General features: G+C 62.0%; 14 protein-coding genes. 7 read left to right on the top strand and 7 right to left on the bottom strand.

Annotation, left to right across the window (positions count from 1 at the left end; all coding sequences use genetic code 11):
• The first annotated feature begins 98 nt into the window (after positions 1-98).
• Both ACODSV_RS01830 and ACODSV_RS01825 read left to right on the top strand, forming a co-directional pair.
• Positions 99-2,660, top strand: a complete 2,562-nt coding sequence (locus ACODSV_RS01830; protein WP_150054157.1) for a TonB-dependent receptor plug domain-containing protein — start codon at positions 99-101, stop codon at positions 2,658-2,660.
• A gap of 19 nt (positions 2,661-2,679) precedes the next feature.
• Positions 2,680-3,765, top strand: a complete 1,086-nt coding sequence (locus tag ACODSV_RS01825) for an LLM class flavin-dependent oxidoreductase (protein ID WP_150054158.1) — start codon at positions 2,680-2,682, stop codon at positions 3,763-3,765.
• A 96-nt stretch (positions 3,766-3,861) separates the two neighbouring features.
• On the opposite strand, the gene ACODSV_RS01820 is transcribed toward ACODSV_RS01825, so the two are convergent.
• Genes ACODSV_RS01820 through ACODSV_RS01790 form a run of 7 tightly spaced genes read right to left on the bottom strand, consistent with a single transcriptional unit; the run spans position 3,862 to position 12,093 of the window.
• Positions 3,862-5,640, bottom strand: coding sequence for a dipeptide ABC transporter ATP-binding protein (locus ACODSV_RS01820; protein ID WP_150054159.1), 1,779 nt, complete (start codon positions 5,638-5,640; stop codon positions 3,862-3,864).
• Positions 5,637-6,464, bottom strand: coding sequence for an ABC transporter permease (locus tag ACODSV_RS01815; RefSeq protein ID WP_150054160.1), 828 nt, complete (start codon positions 6,462-6,464; stop codon positions 5,637-5,639). Before ACODSV_RS01815 ends, ACODSV_RS01820 begins: the two co-directional genes overlap by 4 nt.
• Positions 6,461-7,519 carry an ABC transporter permease gene (locus ACODSV_RS01810; protein WP_093545117.1) on the bottom strand — a complete coding sequence of 353 codons (1,059 nt, stop codon included), beginning with the start codon at positions 7,517-7,519 and terminating at the stop codon, positions 6,461-6,463. The genes ACODSV_RS01815 and ACODSV_RS01810 overlap by 4 nt, the downstream gene beginning before the upstream one ends.
• On the bottom strand, positions 7,512-9,068 hold the full coding sequence (locus tag ACODSV_RS01805) for an ABC transporter substrate-binding protein (protein WP_150054161.1): 1,557 nt from the start codon (positions 9,066-9,068) through the stop codon (positions 7,512-7,514). The genes ACODSV_RS01810 and ACODSV_RS01805 overlap by 8 nt, the downstream gene beginning before the upstream one ends.
• A 3-nt stretch (positions 9,069-9,071) precedes the next feature.
• On the bottom strand, positions 9,072-10,259 hold the full coding sequence (locus ACODSV_RS01800; RefSeq protein ID WP_093545111.1) for an LLM class flavin-dependent oxidoreductase: 1,188 nt from the start codon (positions 10,257-10,259) through the stop codon (positions 9,072-9,074).
• 46 nt (positions 10,260-10,305) lie between these two features.
• A complete protein-coding gene (locus tag ACODSV_RS01795) occupies positions 10,306-11,034 on the bottom strand; it encodes a class II aldolase/adducin family protein (RefSeq protein WP_065927638.1) in 729 nt (242 codons plus the stop codon).
• Between the two features lie 15 nt (positions 11,035-11,049).
• The gene (locus tag ACODSV_RS01790) at positions 11,050-12,093 is read right to left on the bottom strand and encodes an ABC transporter substrate-binding protein (RefSeq protein WP_150054162.1); all 1,044 of its coding nucleotides are present in this window, start codon (positions 12,091-12,093) and stop codon (positions 11,050-11,052) included.
• A 342-nt stretch (positions 12,094-12,435) separates the two neighbouring features.
• On the opposite strand from ACODSV_RS01790, the gene ACODSV_RS01785 reads away from it, so the two are divergent.
• The 5 genes from ACODSV_RS01785 to ACODSV_RS01765 all read left to right on the top strand — a co-directional run bounded on the left by ACODSV_RS01785 (position 12,436) and on the right by ACODSV_RS01765 (position 19,769).
• Positions 12,436-13,668, top strand: a complete 1,233-nt coding sequence (locus ACODSV_RS01785; RefSeq protein ID WP_150054163.1) for an acyl-CoA dehydrogenase family protein — start codon at positions 12,436-12,438, stop codon at positions 13,666-13,668.
• Between the two features lie 56 nt (positions 13,669-13,724).
• A complete protein-coding gene (locus ACODSV_RS01780; RefSeq protein WP_150054164.1) occupies positions 13,725-15,491 on the top strand; it encodes an ABC transporter ATP-binding protein in 1,767 nt (588 codons plus the stop codon).
• Entirely contained in the window at positions 15,484-17,322 is a 1,839-nt protein-coding gene (locus tag ACODSV_RS01775; RefSeq protein ID WP_150054165.1) for an ABC transporter ATP-binding protein, read from the top strand. The genes ACODSV_RS01780 and ACODSV_RS01775 overlap by 8 nt, the downstream gene beginning before the upstream one ends.
• Positions 17,323-17,523: 201 nt before the next feature.
• On the top strand, positions 17,524-18,675 hold the full coding sequence (locus ACODSV_RS01770; RefSeq protein WP_150054166.1) for an LLM class flavin-dependent oxidoreductase: 1,152 nt from the start codon (positions 17,524-17,526) through the stop codon (positions 18,673-18,675).
• Between the two features lie 20 nt (positions 18,676-18,695).
• Positions 18,696-19,769 carry an ABC transporter substrate-binding protein gene (locus tag ACODSV_RS01765; RefSeq protein ID WP_150054167.1) on the top strand — a complete coding sequence of 358 codons (1,074 nt, stop codon included), beginning with the start codon at positions 18,696-18,698 and terminating at the stop codon, positions 19,767-19,769.
• Positions 19,770-19,818 lie beyond the last annotated feature (49 nt).

Genomic DNA, 19,818 nt, shown 5'->3' with positions numbered 1-19,818 from the left:
CGGTTTGCCGGCGATGAGGCCCCAAGCCTTGCGCGGATCAACCGGACGCCTACGGGGCATCACATTGATAACAATTTTCGACAGGAGTCATTTCTGCCATGCACGCTATCGCCTTGCGTTTACCCCTGCTGCTGGCAGTCACCCTGCCGCTGCAGGCTTTTGCCACCGATACCCAACTGCAAACCGTGACCGTGCAGGCAAGTGCCAGCGAGTCGGATGACGACGCACTGCCCACCCGCCCGCCGACCTCAGTGTACGGTGGCACGGAAACCAAAGTGCTGGACACGCCGCGTTCCGTGGTGCAAATCAACGCCGAGCAATTGGCGAGCGGGGCGATCCATAGCGCCGATGACCTGGTCAAATATGCGCCCGGCATCACTCGGGGCGGCGGGCAAAACGCGGGTATCGCACCGCAGTTTCGTGGCCAGGGTTCGGAGATTTTCCAGGACGGCCAGCGTGGTTACGCCGTGCGCCACCCCGCCAACTTCAACGCCTATGAAGGTGCGGACATCGTTGCCGGCCCGTCCTCGGTGACCTACGGCTCGGTATCCGGCAGCGGCGGCTACGTCAACTACCTGAGCAAGAAACCCGACTTCAACGCGTTCAAGACCAAACTCAGCGGCGAACTGGGATCGTGGATTCCGGACGGCACCTCTCACAGTTCCAATAAATTCAGTATCGACAACACCGGGCCTCTGAGTGACAAGCTGGCCTACCGCGTGAGCATCACCAAGCAGCGCCAGGAGGACTTCTATGACAATGTCGAGAACAATTTTGACGCCTTCTATGGCGCGTTGGCCTGGCGCAACGACAACGTGCGCGTCGACTGGAACGCCAGCTACGACAATTACTACGACTACAACATCACCCACGGTTGGAACCGCGCTACTCAGGGCCTGGTAGACGACGGCAAATACTACGCCGGGCGCGCCACACCGATTATCCAGAACGGCAGTACCCTGTGGTCGCCGGTGCTGGCTTCGGGCGCCGCCGATGCGCCAACACTCGGTTGGGTAAAACGCCAACGCAACGCCCAGGGCCAATACAGTGTGGTCGACGGCAGCTTCCAGACTGCCTCACCGAATACCCAGGCCAACCCCGGCAGCCTGCGTGGCTGGGTGTATGACCCGACGCTGGCGGGCAATGGCGAGCAGTCGCTGTCATCACAGACCGGGCAGCGCAAAGAGGACGAAAGCAGCTCGCGGCGCTTCACCACGCAACTGCGTATCGAGGCCGACCTGTCGCCGACTATCACCGTAGCCAACAGCATGTTTTATGAACGTTCCAAAGACATCACCGATGCCGTGGGCGCATTCCAGGTGCAATCGAAGGACAACATTTTCGATAACCGCTTCGAGTTCCGCTCGCGCAACGAGACCCAGCTGGGCGGCTGGACCCTGCGCGATGACAGCAACAGCGGCTTGATCTACCGCCGCGAATTCAACCAGTCGATTGCTGCGAACAACAGCTTTGGCTCGACCATTAATGCCTATGACCTGACCCAAGACCCTTCCGGCAAAAACCCTGGTGACTTACTCGGCCTCAACGCCAGCAACCCTGCCGGCGGCAACGGCGCTTGGATCGGACAACCCGGCGTGCCGCAATACTCCAACTACTACGGCTGGCTCAACCTGCCGCCCATGTATGAAGCTGGGCACGGCCTGTACGCCGAATCGGTGGCGCCCTACACCGCTGAAAGCACCTGGACCACCAAAACCCTGTTCAGCCAGCACAACCTCAAGTACGGCGAGTATTTCGGCTTGAATATTGGCGCCAGCCGCAGCTGGATCGAGGCCGAGATCGACAACCCGTTCGTACTCGCCAGTGGCAACCGGCGCAAGGACAGCGACAATTACCGGCTGTTTGCTTTCCAGGTCAGCCCGTATGTAAAACCGACTGAAAACACCACGCTGTACTACACCTTCGACCGCTCGTTGGCGGTCAACACCGGGTTCTTTTCCAACGGCCTTGGCTGGGGCAGCGGCAGTGGCGCCAACCAGCTCAACCCGCTGGCGTTCCAGAGCTTGAGCGTGCTACATGAAGTCGGGGTAAAGGTCGAAGCAGTGCCTAACCAGCTGTTCATGACGTTGGCGGCGTTCAAGCAAGCCCGCGACCAGGCACCTGACAGCAATAACAACATCGCGCGGCTGATGATCAAGGGTGTGGAAGCCACCGTGCGCTATCAACCGGACGACCACCTTCGCAGCGGTCTGAACCTGTCCAAGCTCAACGCCTATAACGAGTTCACCTCCCAGGCCGGATTTGCCTCAGCGGGGTTCATTCCCGACAACGGCACAGTGTTCGGCGATAACAATAGCCTCAACCAGCGGCCGTCCGGGCGTTTCGACGCGGTGCAGATTCCTGAATACACCGCCAGCGGGTATGTCGACTACCGCTTCGACTCAGGCTTTGGCGCCGAACTTTCAGGCTGGTGGACCAGCAGTTGGTACCTGAACCTCAGCAAGACCGTAAAGATCCCGAACGAATACAACCTCGATCTCGCCGTGTACTACCGCCAACCGCAATGGAGCACCACGTTACGGGTGCTCAACCTGACCAATGAACTGAACTTCGTCAGCGGACTGGCCGGTTCCACCAACACTTTTTTGCAACCCATGCCTGGCCGCACCTTGTTGGCCCAGGTCGACTATCAATTCTGATCCGCACCAGGAGCACGTTATGTCTATCGAATTTGTCGGCATGATTTTCCCTCGCCAGTGGTCCGAAACCCGTGGCGTTCGCAGCCCGGATTTCGACCTCGACTTTATCCGTCACCATGCCCGCGCCCATGAACATGCAGGCTTCGACCGTGTGCTGATCGCCAGCGGCCCCGGCAGTGCCGACAGCCTGCAAATTGCCGCGTATGCGGCGGCGCACACTGAGCGATTGGGCTTCATGATCGCCCATCGCCCCGGCCTCACCGCGCCAACCGTCGCTGCCCGCTCGTTTGCCACGCTGGACCACACCACTGGCGGCGGGCGCATTCGGTTGCACGCGATTACCGGCATCACAGCCGAGCCACAGGAAGGCGACTTCCTGCTGGACAAGACCCAACGCTACAGGCGTACCGATGAATATCTGGAGATTGTGCGACGCACCTGGACGGCCGAAGAGCCGTTCGATTTCGAAGGTGAGTACTTCAACATCAAGGGTGCGTTTTCGCCGGTCAAACCGTTGCAACAGCCGCATATTCCAATCTCGTTTGGCGGCTCTTCCGACATTGCCTATCAGATCGCGGTGAAGCACGCGGACCTGTATGCGCTGTGGGGCGAGCCGTTAAGCGGCGTGGCTGAGCAAATTGCCAAGCTGAAGGCGGCTGCATTAACAGCGGGTGTTGAAGCGCCACGGATCAGTTTGTCGGTGCGCCTGATTTTGGGAGCGACAGAGGCATTGGCCTGGCAACGCGCCGAGCAGATCCTGGAGCAGATCAAGGCCAATCCACAGTTTGCCGCAGGCAGTCCGTGGCAGAAGCGGATCAAAGGCACCGGCTCAGAACGTCTGTTAGCAGCTGCGGCGTTGGGTGATCGTCATGATCGCGCGTTGTGGATGCCGACGGCGACTGCGGTGGGCGCTTATGGCGATACTACGGCGCTGGTGGGTACACCGGAAACAGTGGCACAGGCGCTGTTGGATTATGTGGACCTGGGCGTTACCACGTTTTTGAACCGTGGTTATGACCCGCTGTACGACACAGTGGATTATGGGCGGTGGATTATCCCCGCGGTGCGTGAAGAGGCGTTGCGGCGCAAGGCGAAAATTGCTTAACGACGGCAGATGCCATCGCCGGCAAGGCGGCTCCTACAAGGGCTTTGTGTACCTGTAGGGACCTGCTTGCCGGCGATCACTGCGCAGCAGTGCCATTCACCTCAACGATGGCGAATGCTCCAACAACGTCCGCGTATACTGCGCCTGCGGCTGATCCAAAACATCATCAACGGCCCCCTGCTCCACCACCCTTCCGACCTTCAACACCAGAACCCGATCGGCAATTGCCCGCACCACGCCCAGGTCGTGGGTGACGAATAACATCGTTAACCCTTCACGCTGTAGCTGGCGCAGCAGCTCCAGGATCGAAGCCTGTACCGATACGTCCAATGCCGAGGTGATTTCATCGCAGATCAGTAACCTGGGCTCGCACAACAGCGCACGGGCGATGGCCACTCGCTGGCGTTCGCCACCTGACAGGCTGTGGGGATAGAGGCCGGCGACTGATCCCGGCAGTGACACACGTTTGAGCACGGCTTCCACTCGCTCCCGCGCTGGCGCCCCTTTCACGCCGAAGAAATGCGCCAGTGGCGCGCTCAGAGTCTGGTACACGGTTTGCCGTGGGTTCAACGCGCGATATGGATTCTGGAAGATGTATTGAATCTGGTGGCGCAGGCCTGCATCGCGCTGGCGGGCGTGCAACGGTAAATGCCGGCCGGCGTAGTCCAGTGCCCCCTCGGCATTCTCCCCAAGGCCAGCAATAGCCCGCGCCAGGCTGGTCTTGCCCGAGCCCGACTCACCCACAATCGCCAGGCATTCACCCGGCTGCACCTGCAACGAGACATCGAACAACACTTGCCGGTCATAGGCGACGTTCAAGCCACTGACCGACAACAGTGGCAGTTCTACCCGCCCCTTCAAGGCCGCAATTGGCGCGAGTGCCCTGACCTGTAACGCCTGATCGTGAGGCGCCAGGCAAGCCACCCCACGACCGGCCGCGTTCATCTGCAATAACGGCTCAGCCACCGCGCACCCAGCCGTAAACCGCTCACAACGCGGCCCGAAACTGCACCCCTGGGGCCGACGCCCCGGCGCCGGTGCATGCCCGGCAATCGCCGTCAATTCGCGCCGTCCCGCCACATCCGGAATCGCCGCCAGCAACCCTCGGGTATAGGGATGGGACGGTCGACTGAACAACTCATCCCGCGTCGCCGTTTCAACGATGCGCCCGGCGTACATCACCATCACCCGGTCCACCAGGTCCTTGATCACCGCCAGGTCGTGGGACACATACACCGCCGCTACGCCCTGGCTTTTGCATAGCCTACGCAGCGTGGCGAGGATATGCGCCTGGGTGCTGACGTCCAGCGCAGTGGTCGGCTCGTCCAGCACGATCAGGCGCGGGCGCAGCACAAAAGCCAGCGCCAGCATCACCCGTTGCTGCTGGCCACCGGACAGTTGATGGGGAAAGCGCCGTAGAAACCCGTGATCGTCCGGCAAGCCGACGTCACGCAGGGTCTCGATGAGGCGCTGCTGTTGCGCCTCGCGGTCAAGCCCAGAAGGATGCGCCGCCAGGGTTTCACGCAACAGGTGACCGATGCGCAGTGCCGGATTGAGCGCGGTGGCCGGGTCCTGGGCGACATAACCGATCAGGCTGCCACGGGCACGGCGCAAGGCTTCGCCTTCCAGGCTCAACAATGCCTGGTCACCTACGTGCACCTGCCCGCCGACAATCCGTGCACCGCGCCGGGCATGTGCCAGCAACGCAGTCGCCAAGGTGGTCTTGCCCGAGCCCGACTCACCCACCAAACCGAGAATTTCCCCGGCAGCCAGGCTGAACGAGATGCCCGACACCACATCCACCTGCCCCGGCAATTCAACCCGCAGGTCGCGGACCTGCAACACCCCGGCGTCGATTTCGGTAATCGCATTCATGGTTGTCTGTCTCCAAGCCTTGCGCTGCTGCGGCCGATGCCTTCAGCCAAAATATTGGTGCCGTAGGCAAACACACCGATCAGCACCGCCGGAGCCAATACGGCCCAGGGTTGCACCAGCAGGCCGGCCTGGTTTTCATTGATCATCAGCCCCCAGTCAGCGGTGGGTGGCGCCACGCCGTAGCCAAGAAAGCTCAGGCCCGACAGCATGCCCACGCCCCAGGTCAGCATGTTGCCGAAATGCACCAGCAGGGGCGTGAGGATGTTCGGCAGGATCTCCTTGAACAGAATTCGGCGTCGCGAATAGCCCATCATTTGCGCCGCTTCAACGAACTCCTGCCCTGCCACTGCTACCGCACTCGCCCGCGCCAGGCGGATAACGCCCGGTATAAAGGCGATGGAGACTGTCAGCATGATCAACCACGGTGCGCGCCCCAGCATGGACACAATCAGCAGCACCAGAATCAGGTCGGGGAACGCCAGGGACACATCCGCCGACCAGGTAATAAACTGATCCAGGCGCCGACGCGACAAACCCGCCAGCAACCCCAACGTAGTACCCACCGCCAGTGCAATGATGGCGGCTGCGACCGACATCCACAGCACCGACAAACCACCGCTGAGCAACCGCGACAGCACGTCATGCCCCAGGAAGTCATACCCCAGCCACGCATCACCTGCAGGCGCGCCGTAGACAGGACCGACCATGTCCGTCGACCCGTGAGGTGCCAACCAAGGCCCGAACAGCGCCACGGCCACCACCAGTAGAGTGATCAACGCGCCCTTACGTGTTTGTGGTTCGGCCAACCATCGACGGGTACTCATGCATCACCTCGGGAGCGGCGCCACCACGGGGTGATTCCCCTCCGGTTGCGTTGAATCAGGGTCACCCGCCGGGCGGTGCGCAGCTTAGGCGTAAGCAGCACTGTCAATAGGTCGGCCAGTAGGTTGATCAGCACCACCGCGAGGGTGATCACCAGCACAATCGCCTGGATCATCGGCAGGTCGCGCATCTGGATCGCGGCGTTCAGCGCGGTGCCGATACCGGGATAGCTGAAGATGACTTCCGCCAGCACTGCGCCTCCGATCAACGTACGCAAGGTCAGCGCCACACCCTGGATCGCCGGTACCAGCGCATTGGGCAAAGTGTGGCACCAGACAATCCGCCGCTGCGGAATGCCGCGTAGGCTGGCGGCAATCACGTAATCGGACTCCTGCGCCTCGATCACCGCGGCACGCACCATGCGCGTGAGGTACGGCAATGCAGTGAGGCTCAAGGCAAATATCGGCAATACCAGCGCCTTGAGTTGGCGCAGCAGCGACAGGTCGGGATCCAGGATCGATACCGCGGGCAAGAAATCCATATGTGGCATGGAAAACAGCAATACCAGGCCAATCGCCAACAGAAACCCCGGCGTGGCTTTCAGAAAAATCAGCAACGACAGGCTCCAGCGATCCAGCCAGCTGTCGCGCCGCAACGCCAGGGCCACGCCAAGGGCCAGTGCGCCAGGCACTACCAGGGTAATCACCCCGGCCAGCAACGCCAGTGTGTAGCCCAAACGCCCCCACAGGATGTGGCTGACCGGCGCGTTGGAGTCCAGGGAAACCCCGAGGTCCCCGCTCAAGACGCTGCCGAGCCAGCGCAGGTATTGCCACAGGATTGGCTGGTCGAGCCCCAACTGGTGTTGCAGGGTAAGGATGCTTTCCAGCGGCGCGTCCGGGCCGAGGATCACCCGCGCAGGGTCGGATGGCAGTGCCTGGGTGGCGATGAATACCACCAGGCTGATCACCCAGGCCGTCAGCAGGCCGTAACCCAGGCGCCCGATAAACCATGACAACCAAGCAGGCGTGCGTGGAGGATTGGCTGACGGCTCAAGCATGCTTCAACCACAGTTCGTCAAACCGCCAGGAAGCGAAGGTGGTCTGCTCTGGCGCCAAACCGCCGACCTTGACCGAGGCGGCGTCCAGCACATCGTTGAAGCCCCAAATCAGCAATCCGCCGCGTTCGTGTTGAATCTGCTGGGCCTCGTGTACCAGGCCTTTACGCAGTTCCAGGTCTGGCTGCGCAAGGGCCTTACGGTAGAGGTCATCAAAACGCGGGTCATGGAAGTTGCTGCGGTTGTAGATCGCCAGCGGCGCGTCGTTGTGCAGTGCCGAAGCCAGGAAACCCCGCGCAGGCGTAGAACCCGGCGACACTTGCCACTGCTCACGCTGCGGGCCGTTGAACACAGCGCCATCCACTTGGGTCACGCGTATCTCGACACCGGCCTTTTTCGCTTGCTGGGCCAACACCAGCGCGGCGTTCACACCGGGCCCAGGCATGGTGGTCAGTTCCACGCGCAAATCCGTCTGCCCGGCCTGACGCAGCAGCGAGCGGGCCTGCTCCAGATCATACGGCCGCTGGGCAATCGCATGGTTGTAGGTGGGATCGTGAGGTGAATACAGGTCATTGGCAATGCGACCGAAACCGTTGAGGCCACGGTCCACCAGCTCTTGCCGATCCGCCAGCAAGCGAAACGCCTGGCGCACCCGCACATCATCGAAGGGCGGCTTGGCCAGGTTGAGATTGAAACCGGTAAACGAAGTGCTTGGCGACACGCACAACGACAAGCGTGAGTCGGCCTTGAGCAACGCACTGTGCTCGGCCTGCACACCGCTGGCCACATCGATCTGTCCGGCGCGCAACGCGGCAACACGGGAGACCTGGTCCTTGAACTCGATGATTTCCAGCTCATCAGCATAAGGCTGGCCGGGTTTGTAGTAATTCTCAAACCGCGTGTACAACGAGCGCTGGCCGGGTACGAAACGCTTGAGCCTATAAGGGCCGGCACCTACCGGATTGGTGATGGGGTCATAGTCGGTGGGGACGATGCCGCCAAAGCTGATCAGGGTTTCATCCAGAGGGAAGAAGCTCTGGCCTTGCTTGAAGCGAATTTCGATGGTGCGTTCATCCAGCTTGCGTAAGGCATTGCGATCAATGGCACCGACCAGGCCGGCAAACGGCGATGCCAGCTTAGGATCGGTAAGGCGCAACAACGAAAACAGCATGTCGTCAGCGCCGATGGTCTTGCCATGGTGAAACTCCAGGTCCGGCTTGATGCGGATGGTCCAGGCACTCGCATCGGCATTCGGTTCGGCGAACTCGGCCAGGGCCAGGCGTGTGCTGACATCGGTGTTCCATTCCCAGAACTTGCTGTACAGCGCCCAGCCACGAATGATCCCGCCGCCCACCGGTTTATGGGCATCCAGGTTGCCAGACTGATCGCCATCGATAATGCCAATGTGCAGGCGCCCACCGCTGACGGGCTTACCGCTCAGTACGGCGGCACCCTGAGTCGTCGTGCCGCTGTCGCAGCCGCCCAACAGCAAACCACCGCCGATGGCCAAGCTGTTGCCGAGAAACACCCGGCGAGAAAATCCATCACTCATGGTTCAAGCCTCTTGGCGCTGCGGCGACTTTTGGCTGACACCCAGACGCGGCGCTTCAAAGCCGTGGTCCAGGTCCAAAAGCGGGAACAGCAGGTCGGCCACGCGGTGGGCTTCATCGATCAGCGGGAAGCCAGACAGAATGAACGAGGAAGTGCCCTGGGCTTCGTATTCGCGGATGCGCTCGGCGACCTGTTCCGCGCTGCCCACCAAGTAGGTACCAGCGGCCGGCCCGAGGATATTGAAACCGAACAGGCTCGGGCCAAGCCATACGTTAGGATAGATCTCCAGATCACGCGCGGTCGGCAAACGCCCGGCGCGAATGGTTTCGACGTTACGCTGGGTCTGCGGGTCGTCGCTGTGGAAATCTTCCAGGCTCACACCGGCCGGCAACTGGCGCTCGATGGCGTTGCGCGCAGTTTGCAGCGAGGTGCGTTGCAGGAGTCTTTCGGCGTGGGCCCAGGCTTCTTCCTCGGTCTCGCGCACGATGATTTGCAGGCGTGTGCCGAAGGTCAGTTCGCGACCGATCTTCGCCGCTTCAGCGGCGACTTTGCGAAACTTGTCGCCGAGTTTTGGCGGAGTGTTGGCGAAGCTAAGGTACACGTCGAGCAATTGCACCGAATGCTCGACGCCGGGCCCTGAGGTTCCGGCGCCCCACAACGGGATGCCCGGCTTCTGGTAAGGCGGATGCCAGCCGCCCAGTGGATGGTTGGCTGCGCCCGGCGAACGCGGTGCGAGCTTGACGTACTCACCGTCATAGCCACGCGTGTCGCCGGCATAGAAACCCTGGAATGCCCGCCAGTATTCCAGACTGAAGGCGTATCGCTCGTCATGCGGGTAGTGCACCCCAAGTGTCGCCAGGCCCGCGTCATTGCCATTAACCACGTTGAACAGCAGGCGGCCATTGGAGAACTGGTCGAAGGTCAGTGCCCACTTGGCCAACACCGCTGGCGATAACTCGCCCGGGTGCTGCGCCACCAGAAAACGTAGGCGCTGGGTGGCGTCGATCAACGACGCGGCCACCGCCAGGCTTTCATTGGGGCTGGAACCGAGCAGCGAACCGTAGTAGCCCAGGCGATCACTGGCCACGGCGAGCTGCTTGAGGTGCTGGAAATCAGTGTTCCAACGGCCTTCCGGCTCCCATGGATAGGGGCCATCGGGCGTGGTCAAGTACCAAAGAATTTTTACAGCCATAAAAAACATCCTTGAAATAGAGAACCCTGTGGGAACTGGTAAGGCGTTAACGGCGGTCGATGGCCGGGACCAGGCCCAGCGCCGTGGCTTGTTCGAACAGGCCGCTCATTTTCCATTGCTGGGTCAACACGCCCGGCCCGTAGGCCCGTGAGCCACCGAGTGCATCGGCAAGCAATTGCAGTTGTGCGCCCTCCTCCAGCAACAGGATGAATTCGGCGGTAGCGCGCAGGCCTTGCTTGCCCCACACGGTGGAGCCGCCATTGGCCTCCAGGATCGCCAGGTTGAAGGGGTTCTCGGCGATCTTGTCGAGGATAAAGTCCACTTCCTGTTGGCGACGGTCGATATACACCGGCAGTTCACGGGCCAACTGGTAGCGCTGCACCGGCACGTAATGGAATGGCAAGGTGCGGTGGGTCTGGGCCCAGGCGCCCAGGTACGGCGAATGCACGTGGGACACGGTGGTCACATCCGGGTGTTGCTGGAACAGCTTGGTGTAGCGCCCCAGACCGCCCTTGCCTTTGCCAAAAACCACGTTGCCGGCAAAGTCGGTAACCGTGGCTTGCAGCGGTTTGCGGTAGTTCCACGGGCCCGCGTAGTTCACCGATACCAACAGTTCCTGGCCAGGTACGCGCTCGATAAAGCCGACCGTCCCAGCGGCGGTGATGGTGTTTGTTTCACGGAACACGGTGAAGGCTTCTTCTGCTTCCAGCAGGACCTTGTCGATGAAGGTTTGCAGTTCCTGGCTGATCGGTTGTGTGTGGGCAATGGCAGTCATGGGGATTCTCCGGATTCAGGCGCGGCGCTTGGCCAACAGTTCACGGGCAGCTTGCAGGGGGCGCGGGTCGACCCAGTCAGCGATGGCAAAATCGCGCTCCAGGAAGCCGTGCAGGTAGAGGAAATCTTTCTGGATATCGAGGAATTCCAGGCGCTGGGCAGACAGGTCCGGCGCCAGGGTGGTGTGGAAATCACCGCGATAAGCCTCGGCCACACCGGCACTGCCGGCGCGAGTTTCTTCTTCTAGAATGGCGTTCAGGCTGTCGCGGTTGTTGGCCGCCCAATCGGCGGCGCTGAGGGTTTGCGCGAGAAAGCGCACCACCAGGTCAAAGTGGTTGTCCAGCAGGCTCTGGTGAACGGTGATCGGACGCGGCGTGCCGTTGTTGACGCGGTAGCGCGGCTCGGCGATCAGGTCCAAGTCGATCCCCACCACCAGCCCCAGGCGGCGTGCGGCGTCGGCCGCCGAAGCACCCTTGACGTAAACCGCATCCACCTCTCCACGCACCAGGTAATCCAGGCCGGACCACAAGCGCTGCAAACCTTGCTGCGGGTCAGGCGCTTGTTCCTGGTCCTGCAATGCCACTTCCACCAGTTCCACATCATCAAACCCCAGTCCGGCCAGGCTCAATGCGCCCTTATAGCCATGCAGGCTCATGGCGCGGGCGATGCTGCCGGGACGGTTTTCACCCCAGGCCGGCAGGGCCAGGCGCTTGCCTTTGAGGTCTGCGGGACGGGTGATGCCGGAGTCCGGGCGGACCAGGATGGTCTGCCATTCCTCGATCCAGGTCAGCCCGATCAAGCGGCTCGGCGCACCCGCAGCACGTGCGGCCAATGCAGGGACGTTGCCGCCTTCGCGAAACAGCCCCGGCAAATCGTGATCATAGTGGTGCCGGCCCAACTGACGCGCCTCCTGCAAGGTGGACACCGGCAGACCGTCGGGGGCGAACTCCTCGGTCAACCAGCCCAGCTTATAGGCGATGCCGGACGCAGTCGGCACCGGACAACGGGTAAACCAGATCTGCTCAAGCTCAGGCGTGGGCAGGACAGCGGAAAGCGTCATGGGCAGCTCCATTAAATTGGGCAAGTCAGTGGAGGGGGTATTGCAGAGGGCGTGCCAATTGCTCAAAGCCCCGGTTTACAAGGACATGGAAACAAACATCCAAACGCGACTGCTGGCCTGCCAACAGCACTGCTGCTCTTCCAGCAGCCGTTTCACGACGCTGCTTCCCCAGCAGCAAACCGGCACGCCCCCCTCCCCCGTACAGCAGGGGTTTGCTCGTTGGCGCAGAACTTGCTCAAGCCCTCCCAACACCAACCTCCCCGCAGGAGCCGGCTTGCCGGCGATGTTCGTCAACGATGACGCACAGCCATAGAGGAACGGGGCAAACCAAAGGATGAATGAATGACAACGTATGAACAGGCGCCCGCCCGCCACCTGCAAAGCGAAACCGAGGCCATCGACGCCGCCAGAGAAATCGCCGTGGAGATCGCCAGCATTGCCGCCGACACCCAGCAAAATGGCCAACTGCCCTGGCGCCAGGCGCAATTGCTGTCCGAAAGCGGCATCACCGCCATCGGTGTACCTAAGGCCTTCGGCGGCCTGGGCGCATCGGTGCAGACCATCGTCGAAACCGTGCGCATCATTTCGGTGGCCGACGGTGGCGTCGGGCAATTGCTGCAAATCCACAATGTGATGCTGCGCGGGATTTTCAACGGTTACCCGGACGCAGTACGCGATCGGCTGGTCAGCGATGTCCTGGCTGGCAAGCGTTTCGGCAACGCCCTGGCCGAGGTAGGCGGCAAGAACAAGTTCGCCCTCAAGACCCGCGTCGAACGCCGCGAGGACGGCGCCCTCGTACTCAATGGCAGCAAGTTTTACTCCACGGGCTCTTACCTCGCCGAATGGATCTCCCTCACGGCCGCCTCGGATGACGGCGGTGCCGGCGTACTGCTCAACCGCAACACGCCAGGCCTGACCCTGGTGGACGACTGGGACGCCTTCGGCCAGAACAACTCGGTGAGTGGCACGGTGAACTTCGACAATATCGTGCTGGATGAGGATTTTGTTTCACGCCGCAAGGGCCCAATGAAGCGTACCGGGTTGACCTTCCCGCAGATCCTTCACGCGGCCATTGATACCGGTATCGCGGCCGGCGCGTTGTCGGCGGCCGTCGACTACCTCAAGCACAACGCTCGGCCGTGGGTGGAAAGCGGCGTAGACCATGCCAATGAAGAGCCGCACATCATCAAACAAATTGGCGAATACGCCGTGGCCCTGCGCGCCGCCGAATCCCTGCTGCGCGATGCGGCACGGATATTTGACCGCCATGAGCAAGACCCGGAAAACAAGGAGCTGCAAGACGAGCTGATCCTTTCGGTGGCCACCGCCCGCGCCCATTCGGACAGCGCCTCGCTGAAGATCTCCAGCGATATCTTCTCGCTGCTGGGGGCCAGTTCATCGCTGAGCAAATGGAACCTCGACCGCTTCTGGCGCAATGCCCGGGTGCACACCACCCACGACCCGATCCGCTGGCGCCTGCACCATGTAGGCAACTACTACCTCAATGGCGTGGACCCCGGCGAATACACCGCGATCCTCAACGCCAAGGAAACCCAAGGCGCTACACGCAAATAAATCACCGTTGGGTTTTGTGTGTGCCCTTATACGCCGTTTATGCCAATGAGCTTTTCATGATCGAACGACACCCTCTTCTACGCAGCCTGGCGATCTATAGGGAAATGCCCTGGCGATTCACCCTGGTGGCGGCGCTGTACGTGGCCATCAACCTGGGCCTGGTCTGGCAGCAATGGCTGATCGGCCATGCAGTCAATGACGTGAGCGCCGGGCGTGCCGTGGTACGCCTCGGCGACGGCAGCCTGGATGCCGGCCTTGGCTGGTACTGGCTGGGCCTGATGCTTGCCGTGGCCCTGGGCCGTGGCGTGCTGCAATACATCGCCAGCGTGTTGTCGCTGGTGATCAGCCAGGAACTGCTGACGCGCCTGCGCTCACGCATCCTGGCCCAGGTGCAAAGCCTGCACCTGGGCTATCACTGGCAGCACGGCATGGGTGAAATGATCACCCGCACCACCCGTGATGCCGACAAAGTGCGCGACGCATTGATCACTTTCTGGCGGCAGTTGGTAGAGACACCGCTGGTGGTGCTGGCCACGGTTGGCCTGCTGAGCTGGTACAACCCGCTGCTAGGGCTGGTGCCGCTGTTGCTGACGGTGACCGGCTTGGCGATTTTCGTGCGTCAGACCGAACAGCTGGTGAGCCTGGATCGCGCGGTCGGTAGCGCCTATGACCGGGTCAACCAGGACCTGAGCGAAGGCATTGGCGGCGTACGGGTGATCAAGTCGTTCGCCCTGGAACAGCGGCGTATCCAGGGCTTTGCAGATCAGGTGGCGGTGTTTGCTGCGTTGGCGCGCCAGGCCCTGGCTTATTCCAGCTCACGTATTCCGCTGCCCCAGGCCGTAGTGGCGCTGGGTCACGTCTGGATCCTGGTATACGGCGCGCACCTGGTGGCGACCGGTCAACTGGGAATCGGCGAATTGGTCACTTCGCTGCTGATCGCCACCACCCTGGTGTTTCGTATAGAGGGCATCGGCCGGGTAATGCAGACCTTCGCCGATGCCCGCGCCAGTGCGGAACGCATCTGGCAACTGCTGGACGCCCCGGCCGCGATCCGCAGTGGTGCTGCCACCCTACCCGCCAGCCCGCTGGGACTGAAGTTGGAACAGGTCAGCGTGACCGCGCCCGGTGGTGGCCGCGACATTTTGCACGGCTGTTCGCTGACCTTGCAGCCGGGTGAAATCGTCGCGCTGGTGGGTGCAACCGGCACCGGTAAAAGCCTGCTCGCCAGCTTATTGCCACGCCTGAGCGATGTAACCGCCGGGCGCCTGTTGCTCGGTTCGGACAACGACGGCTGGCATGACATCCGTAACCTGCAACTGGGCCCGCTGCGTCAGCGCGTGCATGTGGTACCCCAGGAGAGTTTCCTGTTTGCCGGCAGCCTGGCGGCCAACCTGCGCCTGACCGCGCCTAATGCCACTGACGAAGAACTGCGCGAAGCGTTGCATCAAGCCGCTGCTGAAGATGTCCTGCAGCGCCTGCCCCAGGGCCTTGAAACCCCTATCGGCGATAGGGGCGTGACCTTGTCCGGCGGCCAGCGCCAACGCCTGTGCCTGGCCCGCGCGCTGCTCGGCAAACCCGACATCCTATGCCTGGATGACGCTACCAGCGCCCTCGACGCCATCAGCGAGCGCCAGGTGCTGCACAACCTGCGACACCTGCGCGGCACCACGGTGCTGGTGATCTCCAGCAAGCTCTCGACCATCCTGCTGTCCGACCGCGTGCTGATGCTGGATGACGGCAGGATCACCGCCCAAGGCACCCATGCTGAACTGCAATCAACCAATGCGCACTACCGCGACCTGCTGGGGATAGACCATGGCTAACCCGCTGCCAGGCAAAGCCTTGAGCGATATCGAAATCGAAGAAATGCTGGCGAAAAAGGCCCTCGATCGTGGCATGTTCAAACGCTTGCTGCCGTTACTGCGACCGATCCGTCGGCAGATTGCGGCTGTTATCGGCATTGAGATCCTACTGGTGTTCACCGTATTCCTGCGGCCCTGGTTTGTACGCGAGCTGCTGGACCGAGGGCTGATCCGGCAAGCCGATCACTGGCTGCTGGAGGAAAACCTGGTGCTATGGCTAGGCCTGGGCCTGGCGACAAGTTGGCTGGCGCGTTTCCTGCTGGCCGGGGTCTCGCAGTTTGTTGCCGGCGGCGCGGCGATCCGCGTGTTGAATGCCTTGCGCGTGCAGGTGTTTGCCCATGTGCAGAACCTGAGCGTGAGCTACTTCGACCAGACTCGTGCAGGGCGCATCATTTCCCGGGTCGACCGCGATGTCGACGCCCTCGAACCGCTGGTGATCCAAGGCCCGCCGGAACTGCTGGGCGCCGTGCTGCGCTGCGGCCTGGCCTCGGTAATGCTCTGGCGCATCGACCCACGGTTCTTCCTCAGCCTGGTAGCGACGGTGCCATTGCTGGTGCTCGCGACATGGAGCTTCAAGCGTATTTCCCAGCGCAACTGGGCCAAGGTCGCGGAGAACCGCAGCCGCTTTACCGCGCACTTGGTGGAAAGCGTCAGCGGTGCGCGCTTGCTGCAACAGTGCGCCCAGGAGGCGCCGAACCTGCAGCGCTATCGCGTGCTGCTGAATGATTTCAACCACGCGCTGATTCGCGGCAGTTTGCGCTCGTCGTGGTTTGCACCGTTCACCGCACTGCTCAGTTCAGCAGGCATCGCGCTGTTATTGCTGGTGGGTGCGTATGGGTTGGCGGCGGGTGAAGTCAGTGTCGGCCAGGTGGCAGAAAGCCTGTTCTACGTGTTTCTGTTCCTGGGGCCGTTGCAGGAGCTGTCGGACCTGTTTGAACGCTACGCCACGGGTTCGGCGTCAGCCCAGCGGATCTTCCTGTTGCTTGACACGCGCCCGCAGATCCTCGACAGCGCTACCCCCCGCACATTGGAACGCGCTCGTGGGGAAGTGCAGTTTGACCAGGTGGAGTTCGGTTATGGTCAGGCGCCCGTAATCAAAGGCTTGAACCTGCATATTCCAGCAGGAGAAGTGCTGGCGATCGTCGGCCCGTCCGGCCACGGCAAAAGTACCCTGGTGCAACTGCTGACGCGCTTCTACGAAGTCCAAGCCGGCGCCGTGCGACTCGACGGCATCAATGTGCGCGACCTGGCGCAACATACCTTGCGTCGCCATGTGGGCGTGGTGTTGCAGGACAATGTACTGTTCAGCGGCAGCATCCTCGACAACCTGCGCCTGGCCGCGCCCCAGGCCGATGATGCAACGCTGGTCGCCGCTGCCCGTGAGCTGGGCGCCGATGAAGTGCTGGAGCGCCTGCCCCATCAATACCACACTGAAGTAGGGCCACTGGGGGCACATCTGAGCCATGGCCAGCGGCAACTGGTGTGCCTGGTGCGCGCGTACCTGGCGGACCCGGCGGTGCTGGTTCTGGATGAGGCGACGTCGGCGGTGGATATTCATACCGAACGGCGTATCCAACGGGCCTTGCGACGCCTGTGTGAGGGGCGCACGGCAATCATCATCGCCCACCGCCTGGCAACGATTCGGGATGCCGACCGGATTGCCGTCGTACGCCACGGCCAAGTGGTGGAACTGGGGCCACACCAGCAATTGATCGGACAGGCCGGGCCCTATGCAGCGCTGTACCACACCTACCTGCGCAGTGCCCATCAACCTGACGCCATCGCCCTATAGGAGCCAGCGTGCCGGCCCCCTGAAAGCCTATGTTGCGCGTCCAGCATTGGTTGCTGGGAGGCTGCTGCTACAGCAGCAGCCCTCTCATGCTGAAGTGCGGTTGCCCCCGTAGCCATTGGCCGAAGCGCCCATGGCATGCACGTTGCACAGACCTTGCGCATCAGGTCTGCGCCCCTTGCACGACTCAAATCAGGAGCACCCATGAGCACTGAATTTTTCTGGCGCCTGCCGTTGGGCACCGACGGTCCGCAACTGACCACCGACAAACACAACCGTGGCAACCCCGACTACCGACCTGGCAATATCGCCCCGGGGCGATTACCCAACGGAGAGCCGGATGACTTCACCTACATCGACTACATCGCCCAAGTGGCCAAGGCCGCCGAACTAGCAGGTTTTGAAGGCGCCTTGCTGCCCACCGGCCCCGAGCCCTGGATCGCCGCTGCAGCGCTGGCCCGCGAAACCCGGCGCATCAAGTTCCTGATCGCCTTCCAAGCCACCTGGACCCTGCCCGCCTACGCCGCGCAGCAAGCCGCGATCCTGCAGAACCTCAGCCGTGGACGCCTGGAGTGGAACATCATCACCGGAGGTAACCCCGCGAGCCAGCGCGCCAATGGCGATTTCCTCGAACATGACCTGCGCTACAAGCGCACCGGCGAATTCCTAGACATCATCCAGGGCCTGTGGAAGAACGAAAAATTCTCCTACGATGGTGAGATCTACCAACTGGAAAACGGTGCCCTGCCCACCGGCCTGCGTCATGAGCGCAAGCCAGGAGTTTATTTCTCCGGATTCTCCGATGCTGCGTTGGGCGTTGCCGCCAAACACGCCGACGTGTACCTGAATTGGGCCGAGCCCATCGACAAGCTCAAGCCGCATATCGAGCGCGTACGCGAGTTGGCCGACAAACAAGGGCGCACGGTACGTTTCGGCCTGCGGGTCGACCTGTTCGCCCGTGAGACCGAAGAGCTGGCCTGGAAAGACCTGCGACGCCAATTCGACAAACTCGAAGGCAAGACCAGTACGGTTGCCAAAGGCTTTACCAGCGGTTCGGATTCAGTCGGCGGCGCACGGCAGACCGCCTATCACCAGAACGTCGACCGCTTCGACGACCTGACCATCGGCCCCAACCTCTGGGCTGGTTTCGCCAAGGCCAAGCCGGGACCCACCGTCGGCCTGGTGGGCAGCCACGAAAACATCGCCGAGCGCCTGGTGGAATACCGCGACGCCGGCTTCTCGACCTTTATCCTTGCCGGCAACCCGCACCTTGAGGAAGCCTTGCGCATTGGCCAGGAAGTCTTGCCGCTGGTGCACCAACGCCCGGCGAGCCAACCTTTGAAAGCCAGCGCCTGAGCGCTGGGGGAGAACCTCTGATGACACAACCCCTCGACACCCTCTGGTATACCCGTTGTCCTGTGCCAACCGGGCTGGGCATCGCCGTACAAAAGGGCTGGTTGCAAGACACCGTCGGCGCCTTGGGCACCGAGGTGCAGTCCCTGCGCGAATCGAATGACAAGGCCGTGCGCGAGTCGCACTTCGACCACACCTTGCAGAACTCGGTGCGCCATGGCGGCAATATCCCGGCGATCTGGGCCCGCGCCCAAGGCCGCGAAACCCGGGTGATCGGCTTGTCCTGGGCGGATGAAGTGCAACTGATCCTGACCCGCCCGGACAGCGGTATCAAGACCATCAAGGACCTCAAGGGCCGCACCTTCGGCTTGCCGGACTGGGCCAGCGTTCAAATCGACTTCACCCGCGCCCAGGCCCTGCGCGGCCTGGAAAACGCGCTGTCGCTGGAAGGCTTGAAAGTCGGCGATATGAAGCTTGTCAACTTCCGCTACGGTGGTACCTTCAGCGACAGCGCCGTGCGCAATGTGGCCGGCACGCCGGTCAACACCCAGGTCAGCGCGCGCAACCTGGAACTGATCGGCCTGCTGCGCGGCGAGGTGGATGCAATATTCCTCAAGGGCGCCAGCGCCGCCCAGCACGCCCATGATTTCGGCCTGCATATCGTGATCGATACCGGCGCCCACCCCGACCCACTGATCCGCAGCAACAACGGCACCCCACGCACGCTGGCGGTAGACCTGAACCTGCTGGAGAACCATTTTGACGTGGCCACTGGCATCCTCGACGCGGTGCTGCGCGCCGAACAGTGGGCCCATACCCACCCGGAAGACACCCGCCGTTACCTGGCGCGGGAAACCAACAGCAGCGAGTATTGGGTGACAGCCGCCTATGGCCACGACGCGCACCTGCGCCTGCGTACCGAGCTGGATGAACAGGCGATTGCTGCCCTGCAGGACTTCACCAACTTTTTGCACCGTTGGCGCTTTATTCCACAGCGCTTCGATGTGCGTGAATGGATCGATGCACGGCCGTTGAACACTGTGCTCAACGACAACGCCAACCCTGCAGGAGCTGGGTTGCCAGCGATGGCCTCCTAATGATTACTGCATCATTCACGGGCGCCATCGCCAGCAAGCCGGGCTCCTG

The sequence above is a fragment of the Pseudomonas sp. FG86 genome (genome assembly GCF_057808775.1).
The sequence above is the reverse complement of the archived record's forward strand: the minus strand, read 5'-3'. Positions and strand labels throughout refer to the sequence as shown.

Excerpts from the sequence above, each read along its gene's own strand:
- ACODSV_RS01830 (WP_150054157.1), top strand. The coding sequence starts at position 99 with ATGCACGCTATCGCCTTGCGTTTACCCCTGCTGCTGGCAGTCACCCTG.
- ACODSV_RS01825 (WP_150054158.1), top strand. The coding sequence starts at position 2,680 with ATGTCTATCGAATTTGTCGGCATGATTTTCCCTCGCCAGTGGTCCGAA.
- ACODSV_RS01820 (WP_150054159.1), bottom strand. The coding sequence starts at position 5,640 with ATGAATGCGATTACCGAAATCGACGCCGGGGTGTTGCAGGTCCGCGAC.
- ACODSV_RS01815 (WP_150054160.1), bottom strand. The coding sequence starts at position 6,464 with ATGAGTACCCGTCGATGGTTGGCCGAACCACAAACACGTAAGGGCGCG.
- ACODSV_RS01810 (WP_093545117.1), bottom strand. The coding sequence starts at position 7,519 with ATGCTTGAGCCGTCAGCCAATCCTCCACGCACGCCTGCTTGGTTGTCA.
- ACODSV_RS01805 (WP_150054161.1), bottom strand. The coding sequence starts at position 9,068 with ATGAGTGATGGATTTTCTCGCCGGGTGTTTCTCGGCAACAGCTTGGCC.
- ACODSV_RS01800 (WP_093545111.1), bottom strand. The coding sequence starts at position 10,259 with ATGGCTGTAAAAATTCTTTGGTACTTGACCACGCCCGATGGCCCCTAT.
- ACODSV_RS01795 (WP_065927638.1), bottom strand. The coding sequence starts at position 11,034 with ATGACTGCCATTGCCCACACACAACCGATCAGCCAGGAACTGCAAACC.
- ACODSV_RS01790 (WP_150054162.1), bottom strand. The coding sequence starts at position 12,093 with ATGACGCTTTCCGCTGTCCTGCCCACGCCTGAGCTTGAGCAGATCTGG.
- ACODSV_RS01785 (WP_150054163.1), top strand. The coding sequence starts at position 12,436 with ATGACAACGTATGAACAGGCGCCCGCCCGCCACCTGCAAAGCGAAACC.
- ACODSV_RS01780 (WP_150054164.1), top strand. The coding sequence starts at position 13,725 with ATGATCGAACGACACCCTCTTCTACGCAGCCTGGCGATCTATAGGGAA.
- ACODSV_RS01775 (WP_150054165.1), top strand. The coding sequence starts at position 15,484 with ATGGCTAACCCGCTGCCAGGCAAAGCCTTGAGCGATATCGAAATCGAA.
- ACODSV_RS01770 (WP_150054166.1), top strand. The coding sequence starts at position 17,524 with ATGAGCACTGAATTTTTCTGGCGCCTGCCGTTGGGCACCGACGGTCCG.
- ACODSV_RS01765 (WP_150054167.1), top strand. The coding sequence starts at position 18,696 with ATGACACAACCCCTCGACACCCTCTGGTATACCCGTTGTCCTGTGCCA.